The 15,648-nt window shown below is 34.6% G+C and carries 9 protein-coding genes; 7 read left to right on the forward strand and 2 right to left on the reverse strand.

From position 1 onward, the window contains the following. Positions 1 to 115 precede the first annotated feature (115 nt). The 4 genes from EQG63_RS06380 to purL all read left to right on the forward strand — a co-directional run bounded on the left by EQG63_RS06380 (position 116) and on the right by purL (position 9,552). Entirely contained in the window at positions 116 to 1,204 is a 1,089-nt protein-coding gene (locus tag EQG63_RS06380; RefSeq protein ID WP_164974471.1) for an endonuclease, read from the forward strand. A gap of 231 nt (positions 1,205 to 1,435) precedes the next feature. Continuing rightward, positions 1,436 to 3,295 (forward strand): endonuclease, encoded by a 1,860-nt coding sequence (locus EQG63_RS06385; RefSeq protein ID WP_129435526.1) that lies wholly within the window; start codon positions 1,436 to 1,438, stop codon positions 3,293 to 3,295. Positions 3,296 to 3,672: 377 nt separating this feature from the next. Continuing rightward, on the forward strand, positions 3,673 to 5,790 hold the full coding sequence (locus EQG63_RS06390; RefSeq protein ID WP_129435527.1) for an endonuclease: 2,118 nt from the start codon (positions 3,673 to 3,675) through the stop codon (positions 5,788 to 5,790). A gap of 87 nt (positions 5,791 to 5,877) precedes the next feature. Beyond that, on the forward strand, positions 5,878 to 9,552 hold the full coding sequence (gene purL, locus EQG63_RS06395) for a phosphoribosylformylglycinamidine synthase (RefSeq protein WP_129435528.1): 3,675 nt from the start codon (positions 5,878 to 5,880) through the stop codon (positions 9,550 to 9,552). Positions 9,553 to 9,608: 56 nt separating this feature from the next. Here purL and EQG63_RS06400 read toward each other — a convergent pair whose 3' ends face one another. Continuing rightward, positions 9,609 to 11,858 carry an ATP-binding protein gene (locus EQG63_RS06400; RefSeq protein WP_129435529.1) on the reverse strand — a complete coding sequence of 750 codons (2,250 nt, stop codon included), beginning with the start codon at positions 11,856 to 11,858 and terminating at the stop codon, positions 9,609 to 9,611. A 195-nt stretch (positions 11,859 to 12,053) separates the two neighbouring features. Here EQG63_RS06400 and EQG63_RS06405 point away from each other — a divergent pair, with 195 nt between their 5' ends. Next, positions 12,054 to 12,404, forward strand: a complete 351-nt coding sequence (locus EQG63_RS06405) for a DUF2200 domain-containing protein (RefSeq protein ID WP_129435530.1) — start codon at positions 12,054 to 12,056, stop codon at positions 12,402 to 12,404. A 23-nt stretch (positions 12,405 to 12,427) separates the two neighbouring features. Here EQG63_RS06405 and ruvX read toward each other — a convergent pair whose 3' ends face one another. Next, positions 12,428 to 12,844 (reverse strand): Holliday junction resolvase RuvX, encoded by a 417-nt coding sequence (gene ruvX, locus EQG63_RS06410; RefSeq protein WP_129435531.1) that lies wholly within the window; start codon positions 12,842 to 12,844, stop codon positions 12,428 to 12,430. A gap of 78 nt (positions 12,845 to 12,922) precedes the next feature. Between ruvX and EQG63_RS06415 the strand changes: the two genes are divergently transcribed. Together EQG63_RS06415 and EQG63_RS06420 are read left to right on the forward strand one after the other, a co-directional pair. Next, entirely contained in the window at positions 12,923 to 14,827 is a 1,905-nt protein-coding gene (locus EQG63_RS06415) for an acyltransferase family protein (protein WP_129435532.1), read from the forward strand. Positions 14,828 to 14,830: 3 nt separating this feature from the next. Next, entirely contained in the window at positions 14,831 to 15,646 is an 816-nt protein-coding gene (locus tag EQG63_RS06420; RefSeq protein ID WP_129435533.1) for a 2,3,4,5-tetrahydropyridine-2,6-dicarboxylate N-succinyltransferase, read from the forward strand. Positions 15,647 to 15,648: the final 2 nt, after the last annotated feature.

A 15,648-nucleotide genomic window follows, 5' to 3' on the forward strand; every position in this document is an offset into this window, starting at 1 on the left:
TCACAAATGCATTTAAAATGGTAGTTTTATTAAAAATTATAATACTACATTATTTTTTTAGCGTAAGTTTGTTGCCCCCAAAATAAACTTATTTAATATTTTTAAATGCTTTAAAATGAGAAAAATCTACTTAATTATTGCAATTTTTACTGTCACTCTGGCAATAGCTCAAAGTGGCGCTCCTGCTGCTCCCTATTATAATGGATTCAATTGGAACCAAACAGGTATGGCGCTTAAAAATGCATTAGATACAAAATTAACAAGTACACATACTAATTTTATTAGTTATACTCCTGGAGTTTGGAATGCTTCTAAAGCAACCGATTTAGATCCTTCAAATTCTGCCAATGTTTTGCTAATTTACGGTTGGGAAAATGGTTCTGACGCAGATGTAACCAATGATTTGTTTCGCGACAAAAATGCAAATGGAGGAAATACTGGCGATTGGAATAGAGAACACGTTTTTGCAAAATCATTAGGTACACCTGTATTGAATGATGGAGGTACGAGTGATGCTGGTGAAGATGCACACCATTTACGTGCTGCCGATGTGCAAAGAAATAACACCCGAGGAAATCAACAATTTGCTGCTGGTTCTGGAAATTCTGGAAATGTTACAGGTGGTTGGTACCCTGGAGATCGTTGGAAAGGTGATGTTGCACGAATGATGATGTATATGTATTTGCGATATGATTCACAATGCTTACCTACTGCTGTTGGAACCGGAACTACTGCTCCAACAGATTCGAATATGGTAAACCTATTTTTACAATGGAATGCCGAAGATCCGGTAGATCAATATGAAGACAATAGAAACACTTATCATGGAAATACTACTAATACCTATGCACAAGGAAACAGAAATCCATTCATTGACAACCCTTATTTAGCGACTGTTATATGGGGTGGACCCGCAGCGGAAAATCGTTGGCCAGCTATATTTTTATCTACAGATACTTTTGACTTATTGAGTGATGTAACTATTTATCCGAATCCGACTAATGATCACCGTATCAATATTGAAACTACCGCTACGCTTGATGAAATTCAATTAATTAGTGTAAATGGGCAAATTATCCAACAGATAAAGCATCCGAAAGCAATTCAAAACAATTATTCGCTTGAAAATTTACCTGAAGGATTTTACTTCTTAAAATTAAATTCAGATAATCAATCCATGGTTAAAAAAGTGATCATCAACTAATATATAAGCGACAATCTTGTCGCTTTTTTTTAGGTTAAATTTTTTTTTTGAAAGAAAATTATTTATCAATTTAAAATTGCTTACTGTAATCCTTAATTATTAATCCATCATCTCTTTGATGAAATATTCCAACAATAACTCAAAGTTTTAAGGAAATCCATGCGCTATTTTTAAAATTTAGTGTAACTTTACACCCCCATTTTTAATTATAAATCATTAATTTCAAGAAAAATGAAGAAAAATTACCTACTATTACTTTTGCTAAGTTCTGTTATTGGTCTTGCACAATGCCCTTCTAATCTTACTACCTATTATAGTTCGGCAACAGGTACAGGTGCAGCTCTAAAAACCCAATTACACAATATTATAAAGGGGCATACTGACAGAGGTTATGCTGGTTTATGGGTTACATATCAAACTTCAGACAGAGATATTTTTACCGGAACAGGTTACGAAAATGATAATACCATTTATGATTTGTATTCAGAAAATCCAAATGGTACAGATCCTTATAATTTTACTTATAGTACGAGTCAATGTGGTACTTATTCTGTAGAAGGAGATTGCTATAATCGTGAGCATATGATTCCTCAATCAGTTTTTAGTTCATCCGCACCTATGGTATCTGATGCCCATTTTATTCCTCCTACAGATGGTAAAGTAAATGGCTATCGTTCTGATTATCCTCATGGACTAGTTGCTTCGGTAACTAGAACAATGATGAATGGCGCTAAAATGGGAAGCAGTGCTATTGCCGGTTATTCAGGACCAGTTTATGAACCTTTAGATGCTTTTAAAGGGGATATAGCTCGTATGTATTTTTATTTTGTAACCCGATATGAAAATACGGTGGCAGGCTATTCTTATGCCATGTTTAGTGGTAATTCCTACCCCGCAATTGATTCCGCTTTTTTAGCCATGTTGATTAACTGGCATAACAGTGACCCTGTAAGTGCCTTTGAGATCGCAAGAAATAATGCTATTTGTGCCAGACAGTACAATCGAAATCCTTATATTGATCATCCTGAATGGGTAGCTGCTGTTTGGGGTGCCGGTTCGTGTCCAGCAGATTCAGTCAATCCATCGGTTGTAACTGGTTTAACTTTAGGAACCACAACCTCTACAACAGTTTCATTAAGCTGGAATGCAGCTACTGACAACACTGGAGTAACCAATTATGATGTTTATGTTAATGGTGTTAAGTATGCTTCAAGTGGAGGAAACACTTTTATTACTTTAACAGGATTAACACCTTCAACAACTTATTCTATTTATGTAGTTGCTAAAGATTGTCAAGGTAATATTTCTGCATCACCTTCTAACACTGTTAATCCTACAACGTCTACTGTTGTAGCTGGAACTGCTACTGAATTATTTTTCTCTGAATATGTTGAAGGAACAAGTAATAATAAAGCTTTAGAAATTATAAACTTAACAGGTTCGCCAGTAGATTTATCCCTATATTCTATCAAAAGACAAACCAATGGAGCAGGAGCTTGGAGTTCAGGCTTGGCTTTAAGTGGTAATCTAGATACAGGAAGTGTCTTTTTTATTGTAAACTCTTTGACTGCTTCTCCATGTATCCCAGCTAGTACTGCAAATTTATCAACTGCAGCTGCTGAAATGACTTTTAATGGAAATGACCCAATTGGTTTATTTAAAAGTGGAACATTAATAGATATCATTGGAACTTTTGATGGTGGAGCTGCTAATTTTTCAATTGATGAAACATTAAGACGCAGATCTACTGTTACTTCTCCAACGACAACTTTTAACAAAGCAACAGAATGGGATGTTTTAGCTTCAAATACTTGTGGTGGTTTAGGTGATGCTGCTTTAAATACATCTACTTTTAATATGAATAGTTTCTCTATCTACCCTAACCCATCCAACGGTACTTTTAGAATTGACTATGACCCAACTATCGGAAACATTGATGTAGAAATTTATTCTACCCTTGGTCAAAAAGTTTTTGAAAAGCAAAATGTAGACAATCATATCGTTACTACTAATGGTCTTCAAAGTGGGGTTTATCTATTAAAAATCACAAACGAATCAAAATCAACTTTCAAAAAAATAGTAATCAACTAACAAAAAAGCGGCTAATTAGCCGCTTTTTTTTATAACTATTTGTATTCTATATTGAAATCATACACTTCTAAAAGAGTTATTTTTCATAGAAACAAAAACTAAAAAATGAGTAAAATCAGATAAAATTTTCTACAGAATAGATGAAAAAACCCTCGTAAATAAAGAATTGTTAATAAAATTGTTATTAATTTTCATTAAAACGACCGCTGTGTCGTTTTTTTATTTCTATATTTCGCAAAATCAATTCGTTATCAATGAGTTAACAATTAGTTAATGTTTAATTTAAAACCTTTTTTTTAACCAAAAGGATAACTTCGCAGATGAAATTTTAAAATGTAGAATCGTAAACAAATCCCAAAAACAAAAAACCACAACAAATGAAACAAAAACTACAATTACTTGTATTCCTACTATCCTTTGGTTGCTTTGCACAAGCTCCTGCTGGATACTATAACACGGCAACCGGGACCGGTTATACCCTAAAAACACAATTATATAACATTATCAAAGGTCATACCGATAGAGGCTATGCTGGTCTGTGGACTACCTATCAAACATCGGATAGAGACAACCAAAATGAAAACGACAATACTATTTTCGATTTGTATTCGGAAAATCAATCGGGTGCCGATCCATACAATTACGCTTATAGTACCGGACAATGTGGAACCTACGCCGTTGAAGGTGATTGCTACAATCGCGAACACATGATTCCACAATCTGTTTTTAATTCTTCTGCTCCAATGGTTTCAGATGCACACTTCATTCCTCCTACCGACGGAAAAGTTAACGGAATGCGCGCCGATTACCCTCATGGAAATGTAGCAACTGCCTCTTGGACATCGCAAAATGGAAGTAAATTAGGTACTAGTGCTGTTTCTGGTTATACTGGAACTGTTTTTGAACCGAATGCAGCATTCAAAGGAGATATTGCTCGTATGTATTTTTATTTTGCAACGCGTTATGAAAACACTGTGGCTGGATATTCTTTTAATATGTTCAATGGAACCAGTAATCAGGTTTTTACTACCGCATTTAGAGATATGCTTTTAGCATGGCATGCTGCCGATCCAGTAAGTTCTCGTGAAATTGCCCGTAATAACGCAATTTATGCTCGTCAAGGAAACAGAAATCCTTATATCGATAATCCAAGTTATGTGAATATGATTTGGGGAGGCGCAGCACCTGATACAACAGCTCCTTCTGTTCCTGCTGGATTAGTAGCTTCAAATATTACACAAACTGGATGTACACTTTCTTGGTCATCATCAACAGATAATGTTGCTGTTACTGGTTATAATGTTTACCAAGGTACAACTTTAAAAACAACAGTTACTTCAACTTCTGCCTCTATAACGGGATTAACCGCAGGAACTGCTTATTCTTTTTCAGTTAAAGCAAAAGATGCCGCTGGAAATCTTTCTGCTTCAAGTACAAGTGTTAATGTGACAACAACAGCACCTGCAGATACAACTCCTCCTACAACTCCATCGGCGTTAGTCGCTTCAAATGTTACACAAACTGGTTGTACATTATCATGGACAGCTTCCTCTGATAATACTGGAGTAACTGGTTATGATGTATATCAAGGTGCCACTTTAAAAACAACAGTAGCCTCAACTTCAGCTGCAATAACAGGATTAACAGCTGCAACATTATATTCTTTTTCAGTTAGAGCTAAAGATGCAGCTGGAAATATATCAGCCTCAAGTACTGCTATAAATGTTACAACAACCTCTGCAAGTCCTTCAATTACTGAATTATATTTCTCTGAATATTTAGAAGGATCTTCTAACAATAAAGCTCTAGAAATTGCTAATGCAACTGGGGCATCTATCAACCTTTCAATTTATTCTGTAAAAAAACAAACAAACGGTGCAGGAACTTGGAGTACAGGTTTAGCATTAAGCGGAACATTAGTGAACAACGCTAAATTCGTTATTGTAAATAGTGCTATTGCTTCTGCATGTTATTCGACTGCAACAGCTAACATTTCAACTGCAGCAGGAGAGATGACATTTAATGGAAATGATGCGGTAGGTTTATTCAAAAATGGAGTTTTAATTGATGTTATTGGAATATTTAATGGTGGAACGGCTAATTTCTCAGCAGATGAAACATTGAGAAGAAAAACTACTGCCATTGTTCCAGCAACAACTTTCAATAAAACTAACGATTGGGATGTTTTAGCTATAGATACTTGTAGTGGATTAGGAAGCCGTATGGCAAGTCCAACTCAATTAACAGCTACTACTATTTCTTCAACTGATTTTAATATCTATCCAAATCCAACAAATGGAGATTTCAACATCTACTTTAATAATATGGAAAAAGAGTATGCTATCGAAATCTATACTATTTTAGGTAAAAAAGTTTTTGAAAAATCTGGTGTAACCACCACAAACAATAAGGTTTCACAACTACAAACGGGCGTTTACCTGGTTAAAATTACCAGAGATTCCGATACAGTTGTCAAGAAAGTTATTATCAACTAAAAAATAAAGCGCCAATTGGCGCTTTATTTTTTTCTATTTCAAATTTGAAATGCTAAATTTGCATCACAAAACAACAACACAATAACAATGATTCATTTTTTTGGTAACTCAACCAATACCGTTTTTGCTTTACAAACGCAAAACGAATTATCGACAGAAGATATCTCAAAATTAAACTGGCTTTTTGGCGACGCACATAAAATAGAAAAATCCGTACTAGCGGATTTTTTTGTTGGTCCCCGTGCCGCAATGGTGACTCCCTGGAGCACTAATGCCGTTGAAATTACTCAAAACATGGGTATCACTGGTATTATTAGAATTGAAGAATTCGAAAAAGTTACACCTGATTTTTCTGATTTTGATCCAATGCTATCCCAAAAATACACAGAGCTTAATCAGGATATTTATACCATAAACATTCAACCGGAAGCCATTTTAGAAATCGATGATATTGATGGCTATAACAAACAAGAAGGCTTGGCTTTAAGTTTAGAAGAAGTAGACTATTTGAATAATTTATCAACCAAACTTGGAAGAAAATTAACGGATTCAGAAATATTTGCGTTCTCACAAGCCAATTCAGAACACTGTCGTCACAAAATATTCAACGGAACTTTTGTAATTGACGGAGAAGAAAAAGCAACTTCTTTATTCAAACTGATTAAAAAAACATCGGAAACCAATCCAAATGATATTGTTTCGGCCTATAAAGACAATGTGGCTTTTGTAAAGGGACCACGTGTCACCCAATTTGCTCCGAAAACAGCAGACAAACCCGATTTCTACGAAGAAAAAGAGTTTGATTCGGTACTTTCCTTAAAAGCAGAAACCCACAACTTCCCTACTACTGTCGAACCCTTCAACGGAGCAGCAACAGGTTCTGGAGGAGAAATTCGGGACCGTTTAGCAGGTGGACAAGGTTCTTTGCCTTTAGCAGGGACTGCAGTGTACATGACTTCTTATTCTCGTCTAGAAAAAGAAAGAGTTTGGGAAGAAAAAATGAACGAAAGACCTTGGCTGTACCAAACACCAATGGATATATTGATTAAAGCTTCCAATGGAGCTTCGGATTTCGGAAATAAATTCGGACAACCCTTAATTACTGGTTCTATCCTTACGTTCGAACACGAAGAGAATAACCGTAAAATTGGTTACGACAAAGTAATCATGCAAGCTGGTGGAATTGGTTACGGAAAATTAGATCAAGCCATTAAAAAGAAACCTTCAGCAGGCGATAAAATTGTAATTCTTGGCGGTGAAAATTATAGAATCGGAATGGGCGGTGCTGCAGTTTCATCTGCAGATACAGGTGCTTTTGGTTCTGGAATTGAATTAAATGCCATTCAACGTTCTAATCCAGAAATGCAAAAACGTGCTGCTAATGCTATTCGTGGTTTGGTAGAAAGTGATAATAACCCAATTGTTTCTATTCACGATCATGGTGCTGGTGGGCATTTAAATTGTTTATCAGAATTAGTGGAAGATACAGGTGGTTTAATCGATTTGGACAAACTGCCAGTCGGTGATCCTACCCTTTCGGCCAAAGAAATCATCGGAAACGAATCTCAAGAACGAATGGGATTAGTGATTGGAGAAGAAAATATTGACATTCTTCAGAAAATTGCCGACAGAGAGCGTTCGCCTATGTATCAAGTGGGTGAGGTAACTTCAGATCATCGTTTTACTTTCGAATCCAAAACTACAGGTGCAAAACCGATGGATTATGCTTTGGAAGATTTCTTCGGAAGTTCACCAAAGACCATCATGACTGACACTACAATTGATAGAAATTACAGCAATTCCGAATATAATTCAAAAGAAATCCCAACCTATTTAGAACAAGTTTTACAATTAGAAGCTGTAGCTTGTAAAGACTGGTTAACCAATAAAGTTGACCGTTGTGTTGGAGGAAAAGTTGCCAAACAACAATGTGCTGGACCCTTACAATTGCCTTTAAACAATGTAGGTGTAATGGCTTTAGACTTCAAAGGAAAAGAAGGAATTGCGACTTCAATTGGTCACGCTCCTATTTCATCTTTGATTGATCCCGTTGCAGGTACAAGAAATGCCATTGCAGAATCGCTTTCTAACTTAATTTGGGCGCCGTTAAAAGACGGTTTAGATTCTGTTTCATTATCCGCAAACTGGATGTGGGCCTGTAAAAATGAAGGTGAAGATGCTCGTTTATACCAAGCTGTTCAAAGTTGTTCAGATTTTGCTATCGAATTAGGAATCAACATTCCAACAGGAAAAGATTCGCTTTCAATGAAACAAAAATATCCGAATGATGAAGTAATTGCACCAGGAACGGTTATTATTTCAGCAGCAGGAAATTGTTCCAATATTACGAAAGTGGTAGAACCAGTTTTACAACGTAATGGCGGAAATATTTACTATTTAAATTTATCTCAAGATACTTTCAAATTAGGAGGTTCATCATTCAATCAAACACAAAATAAAGTTGGAAATGAAACACCAACTATTAAAAATGTCGATTTCTTCAAGAAAGCTTTTAATACGTTACAAAATTTAATTAAAGAAAGAAAAATCAAAGCGGGTCACGATATTGGAAGTGGTGGTTTGATCACCACTTTATTAGAAATGTGTTTTGCGGATGTGAATTTAGGTGCGAATTTCGACTTAACTGCTATCCATGAAAATGATTCTACTAAATTATTGTTTTCTGAAAATATTGCTGTTGTTTTCCAAGCGGATGCTGAAGTGGAAGCTACATTTAAAGCGAATGGAATTGAGATTTTTAATATTGGAACAGTAACTAATTCAGATTCCGTTTCGATTACAAACTTTGATGATACTTTCAATTTAAGTGTTTCAAAATATAGAAATGCATGGTTTAAAACTTCTTATTTATTAGATCAAAAACAATCTAAAAACGGAAAAGCAAAAGAGCGTTTTGAAAATTTTGCAAATCAACCTTTGCAATTTACTTTCCCAGCTCATTTTGATGGAACCCTACGACAAGCTCAGGGTGACATTGCTCCTGTTGGTTCAAGACCAAAAGCAGCCATTATTCGTGAAAAAGGAAGTAATTCTGAGCGTGAAATGGCCAATGCGATGTATTTAGCAGGTTTTGATGTCAAAGACGTGCACATGACCGATTTGATTACGGGTCGTGAAACGTTAGAAGACATTCAGTTCATTGGAGCTGTTGGTGGCTTCTCAAATTCAGATGTTTTAGGTTCTGCCAAAGGTTGGGCTGGTGCCTTTTTATACAATGAAAAAGCCAATACTGCTTTGAAAAACTTCTTTAAAAGAGAAGACACACTTTCAGTTGGAATTTGTAATGGTTGTCAGTTAATGATGGAATTAGAATTGATTACTCCAGAGCATGAAGTGCATGGAAAAATGAAGCATAACGATTCACACAAACACGAAAGTGGCTTTACATCAGTAAAAATTCAGAAAAATAATTCGGTGATGTTATCCAGTTTGGAAGGGGCAACTTTAGGGGTTTGGATTTCACATGGAGAAGGTAAATTCAACTTACCATTATCGGAAGAAAACTATAACATTGTTGCCAAATATGGTTACGAAGGGTATCCTGCGAATCCAAATGGTTCCGATTATAACACCGCAATGATGTGTGATGCTTCAGGAAGACATTTGGTTACAATGCCTCATATTGAGCGTTCTACTTTCCCTTGGAACTGGGCAAACTATCCAACAAGAAGTCAGAAAGATGAAGTGACTCCATGGCTAGAGGCTTTTGTGAATGCCCGCAAATGGATAGAAAACAGATAATAACAAAAATTCATATTAAAACAGTTCTTTCAAAATAATGTAAGGACTGTTTTTTTTTAAGTTTCATTTACATTCAAAAGTATCGTTTCATAAAGTTCATCAATATTAACCGGCTTACTCAAAACTTTCTTGATTTTAGAAGCGGAGAACAATTCTTTATTGACTTCTTCAGAAATGGCTGTTAAAGCAATTATCGGAATTTTAGGCTTTAATTTTGAAATGTAATCCGAAGCTTCAAAACCATCCATAATGGGCATCATAATATCCATCAAAATTAAATCATAATCTGCTTCTTCTACACTTCTACAGGTTTCCAAACCATTGTTGACAACATCACAAGTATATCCTTTTTTTATAATAATCTTCTTAGTGATTAACTGATTCGTTTTATTGTCTTCCACCAATAGAATTCTAATAGCAGAAGGATCTTTGATTATTTTGGCTTCGATTGGTACAGTATTAATTTCCTCGTATTTTTCAAAATCCAAAGAAAATGAAACGGTCGTACCTTTATTGGGTTTGGAATCAATTTTCAGGTTTTTGTTGAAAAGAGACAAGGTTTTTTTAACTAAGGTTAAACCCAAACCAGAACCACCATATTCATAATTAATCTTATCGGAACCTTGATAAAACAAATCAAAAATTTTCTCTTTAATTTCCTTATCAATTCCAATTCCCGTGTCTTTAATTATAAATTCAACGGTTATTTTATCATTACTTTCCTCAATATTTTTAGTTTCAACAACCACATTTCCATCTTTGGTAAACTTAAACGCATTGTCAATCAAACTAAATAAAACCTGATGCAATTTGGCTTCGTCGAATAATAATTTTTCGGGGATTTTAGAATCAACAAGCATTGAAACCTTATTATTATTCTTACGGTTTTTTTCAACTACCGTTAAAATTTTAGTCAGCAGTACATTTAATGAAACCACATCTCTTTTAGGTATATATTCGTTTTCAAGACTGTCAATTACATTGATTTCAATAATATTTCCCGATAAACTATATAAATTTTGAACCGAAGCCTGCAATTGTTCAATGTTGGTTTCATAATTACTTTGATCTTCTTCCATCAAATGGAGCAAACCGTTTAAAGTATAAATCGGCGTTCGCAATTCATGAGAAATAGTATCTAATAATTTCTTCTTAACATTTAATGCCATTCCCAATTCTGAATTAGCCTTATGAAGCAAGTCATTTTTTTCACTCAAAAGATCATTTGTAAAGCTTTTGAATTTCGCATTTCGATATTGAAAATACAATAGGACGATTAAAATGATAATCGTTATCAAGCAAACAAATAGCAAATAGTTTTTGTATTTAACATTTTCACTTTTAAGCTCATTTTGCTTAATAATGGATTGAAATTCTATGTTTTTTACCTCTAATTCTCTTTTTTGATTCAAAAAATGATTCATTTTAACGACTCTGTAAACCAGTCTTCGCTTAAAAAAATCAGTGGCAATTTTAAAATTAGCGGTCGCTTCTTTGTATTTTTTTTGCTTTTCATACACCTGTCCTAAAACAAAATGATAGCGTGATTTTAATAAAAAATCTTCGTCATGATGTTGAAAATCATCCGACTTTTCAACTAACCCTAAATATTGTAATGATTTCGCAAGATCATCCAGATGACAATAGCTTTCAGCAATAAATAAATTGATTTCCGGTTGATCAGAATTATCTCCGGTTTCTTTACATGTTTTTAAAAATTGAAGTGAATTTTCTAATGTTTTATTCCAATCTTCTTTTTTTAAATAGAGAAGTGTTAGATTATAATACATATCTACCTGTTTCTCTTTGGGTGCATATTGGGTGAGAAATATTTGGGAAAGTAGTGTGTACTTTTCGTCTAATTGTTCATTTCCTTGAGAATTATAAAAAACGGCTAAATGTTCATAGTATTCCCCTCGGATACAATAGTTGTTGTGTTTACTTAAAATTTTATCGACTTTATCTAAAACTTTTTTACTGGAAACATAATCGAATTTGGTAACATAGAAATAGGAAATTTCTAAATACAAATACATTAATTGATCATAGTTTTTCCTTGCGATTAACTCCTCCTCTAATTTAGTTATGATTTGATTCCCTGCAACATAGTGTTCATAATCATTATCTTCAAATAACTTTTGGGCCTTTTCAAATTGTTTTAATATTTCAGGGTCAATAGCATTGGGTTGCTGAGAAGCAAAAACAGGAGTATTCAAAAAAAATAAGGCTACTACAAAACAAGATAATAATAGTTTTGAACCTATAATCCAATTGATATTAAAAATTGCTTTTGAAGTAGTTTTCACACGATACTATTTAATTTATATGAATTTACGATAATATTCATTTTTAACCAAATTTAATAGACGTTTAACCATTTTTCAGGTTGGCCAAAAGAAAAGCCCACAATATAATTACATTGCGAATTGCACTTTGATTCTTATATTTGTTTACTATTTAGAAATGCATTTTTCCAATCATCATAATTCATCTTTTCAATCATGCAAATCGAACGCGTCTTTAAAATGTCCTTTGCCAGTGTTTATCCGCATTACATTACCAAAGCGGAAAAAAAAGGGCGTACCAAAGCTGAAGTCGATACCATTATTGGTTGGTTAACGGGTTATAATCAAGATCAATTAGAACAAATTATAACTGCCAAAGTCGATTTTCAAACGTTTTTTGGTCAAGCGCCTCAAATTCATCCGAATGCATCCAAAATTACGGGTGTCATTTGCGGCCACCGTATTGAGGAAATCGAAAACGAACTCATGCGACAAATTCGTTATTTAGACAAGCTCATCGATGAATTGGCTAAGGGCAAAGCCATGGAAAAAATTTTAAGAACTTAACTATTTCCTTTTAATAGTGAGGATTAAAACATTTTTCGAGACAAATAATCCCGAAGCATGATGGTCGCAGAAATTTCGTCAATTAAACCTTTATTTTGACGCTGTTTTTTGGTCAATCCGCTATCAATCATCGTTTGAAAGGCCATTTTAGACGTAAAACGCTCATCTACACGAACCAAAGGCATATCGGGAAATGCTGTTTTAAATTTTTCGACAAATGCTTCAATAATGGGAGTGCTTTCTGAAGGTTGTCCATTCATTTGCTTGGGCTCACCAATTAAAACTTTCATCACTTTTTCTTTTTCAAAGTAATCTTTTAAAAAGGCTAAAGCAGTATCTGAAGGAACTGTGGTTAAACCCGAAGCAATAATTTGCAATTCATCGGTTACTGCAATTCCAGTTCGTTTTTGTCCGTAATCTATAGCAAGGATTCTTGGCATCTCATTTTTTTACAAAAATACAGTATTTAGTGAATTTAGCTATTGGTTAAAAGAATTATATTTGCGTAAAATTTGTGAATGAAGTTACCTATTTCTTACCGACCAGACATCGACGGAATGAGAGCCATTGCCGTTTTATTAGTGATATTATTTCATGCAAATTTTTCTCTTTTTTCTGGTGGATATATAGGAGTTGACGTGTTTTTTGTGCTTTCTGGCTATTTAATTACGTTGACGATTGATAAGGAAATGAGTGAAAACCGATTTTCTTTTCAGCAGTTTTATTTGCGCAGAATTCGACGTATCATTCCGGTGTTGGTTTTTATAATGCTAATAGTCACTATTCCAGCTTATTTGATTCTTTTTGCCGATAATTTAGAATCCTACGGGAGAACTTTATTGCATACTATTTTATCAACCAATAACTTCCATTTGTGGGTAATTTTGAAGGATTACTTTGCTGAAAACTCTGATTTAATTCCGTTTTTACACACTTGGTCACTTTCCGTAGAAGAACAATTTTACTTTGTGTGGCCGGTATTGTTATTGGTTTTACATAAATTCTTAACGACGAAAAACCGATTGCTTTTCATTGTGTTGTTTGTGATTGCAATGTTGGTCTTATCAATTTATCTGACCAAAACAAATATGAACATGGCATATTTCCTATTACCGGCTCGTTTTTTCGAATTGGGAATGGGGGCATGTTTGGCGATGTATTGGGATAAACTACCAACTTTTGCAAAACAATACAATGGTTTTATTTCGATTATTGGAATGGTGTTGATTGTGTTACCAGCAGTCATGTTGACTAAAGGGAGTGCTTTTCCGGGATTAAATGCCTTTTGGCCTTGTTTGGGTACTTGCCTTTTAATCTATACCGGAAAAACAACTGAAAATCAAGGAATACTAAATACGATACTTCAGAATAAACTATTAGTTTGGGTGGGGCTTCTCTCCTATTCCTTGTACTTATGGCATTGGCCAATCTTTACTTTTATCAAATATTTAGGTGTAAATTTAGAAGGAACTATTCGAATTGGAGCAATTTTGCTAACATTTGTACTTTCTTATTTATCTTGGAAATATGTCGAGCAACCCTTCCGAATCAAATACAAATTTGATTTCAAACGCACGATGCTTTATGTTTTTGTTCCATCATTAGTCTTGATTGCAGCAATCTATGGAATTTTAGACGCAAAAGATGGATTCCCGAATCGTTTCCCAAATTTAGCCGAATTCAATCCTAAAGCGAACTATCCGAATAAAGTAAGACAAAACTGTTTTGATCAATTCAAAATTGGAAATTGTGACGAATGCTTTTTAGGCGTGAAAAAAGAAAAACTGGACGGAATGTTAATTGGAGATTCTTTTGGAAACCACACCGCAGCCTTCTTGGATATTTTAGCCAAAGATGCTGGCTTGTATTTACACGATTCTACCGCTGGAGGTTATCCCGTTTTAAATAAATTGGATGAAAATGGAAATCCTGTTTTCCCACCCGAATATGCTATAAACCGATTACAATACGCCAAACAGTTTGACACGATTTATATCGCTGCCAATTGGGACGAACAAGGTACATCGAACAGTCCAAATTATTTATCGATTGTAAAAACTGTCGGAGAACTTATAAAACTTGGTAAAAAAGTCGTTATTTTTGATTGTTTAAGAGCATCAACCGAATTGAATTTACACAAAGCCAAATTGGTAAAATCGGGCAATATGGTGTTTTTTAAGGATACCGATTTTAGAATTCCGATGTATGAACGACCAAATGACTACATCGTATATGTCATGAAACAAAAATTTCCAGAACTAATAGTAATCGATTTAAACGATGCGATGTGCAAAGATGGAAAATGTGATATTCAACTCGACAATACCATAGTGTACAGAAACTTCAATCATTTAAACACTTCTGGTGCCGAAATGATGGCTAAAAAATATATTGAATTAAAAGGAAACCCGTTAAAAAAATAAGAAATGCAACACTTACAAACTATTATTGAACAAGCTTGGGAAAACAGAGCCTTGTTACAAGAAGAAGCAACACAAAATACAATCAGAGAAGTAGTGAATTTACTTGACGCTGGAACACTTCGCGTAGCAGAACCTACAGCTAACGGTTGGCAAGTAAACGAATGGGTTAAAAAAGCAGTAGTGATGTACTTCCCAATTCAAAAAATGGAAACTTTTGAAGTAGGAATTTTTGAATATCACGATAAAATTCCATTGAAACGTGGCTATGCCGAAAAAGGAATCCGTGTAGTGCCTCACGCAGTGGCACGTCATGGTGCCTATATTTCAAAAGGGGTTATTTTAATGCCGAGTTATGTCAACATTGGGGCCTATGTCGATGAAGGAACAATGGTAGATACTTGGGCGACTGTTGGAAGTTGTGCTCAAATTGGAAAAGACGTTCATTTAAGTGGTGGTGTTGGAATTGGAGGTGTTTTAGAACCTTTACAAGCGGCACCCGTAATCATTGAAGATGGTGCTTTCATAGGTTCTCGTTGTATTGTAGTGGAAGGGGTTCGCGTTGAAAGAGAAGCGGTTTTAGGTGCAAATGTATGCTTAACAGCATCTACAAAAATAATTGATGTAACAGGTCCTAATCCTATTGAATATAAAGGAGTTGTCCCTGCTCGTTCTGTAGTAATTCCAGGTAGCTATGCCAAAAAATTTGAAGCAGGAGAATACCAAGTACCTTGTGCACTTATCATTGGAAAACGCAAGCCTTCAACCGATTTAAAAACCTCTCTTAATGATGCATTAAGAGAATATAATGTAGCGGTTTAAGA

It is taken from the genome of Flavobacterium amnicola, from assembly GCF_004122165.1.
In the GTDB taxonomy this organism is placed as follows: Bacteria; Bacteroidota; Bacteroidia; order Flavobacteriales; family Flavobacteriaceae; genus Flavobacterium; species Flavobacterium amnicola.

Excerpts from the sequence above, each read along its gene's own strand:
- EQG63_RS06390 (WP_129435527.1), top strand. The coding sequence starts at position 3,673 with ATGAAACAAAAACTACAATTACTTGTATTCCTACTATCCTTTGGTTGC.
- EQG63_RS06380 (WP_164974471.1), top strand. The coding sequence starts at position 116 with ATGAGAAAAATCTACTTAATTATTGCAATTTTTACTGTCACTCTGGCA.
- EQG63_RS06385 (WP_129435526.1), top strand. The coding sequence starts at position 1,436 with ATGAAGAAAAATTACCTACTATTACTTTTGCTAAGTTCTGTTATTGGT.
- ruvX (WP_129435531.1), bottom strand. The coding sequence starts at position 12,844 with ATGCCAAGAATCCTTGCTATAGATTACGGACAAAAACGAACTGGAATT.
- EQG63_RS06415 (WP_129435532.1), top strand. The coding sequence starts at position 12,923 with ATGAAGTTACCTATTTCTTACCGACCAGACATCGACGGAATGAGAGCC.
- EQG63_RS06420 (WP_129435533.1), top strand. The coding sequence starts at position 14,831 with ATGCAACACTTACAAACTATTATTGAACAAGCTTGGGAAAACAGAGCC.
- purL (WP_129435528.1), top strand. The coding sequence starts at position 5,878 with ATGATTCATTTTTTTGGTAACTCAACCAATACCGTTTTTGCTTTACAA.
- EQG63_RS06405 (WP_129435530.1), top strand. The coding sequence starts at position 12,054 with ATGCAAATCGAACGCGTCTTTAAAATGTCCTTTGCCAGTGTTTATCCG.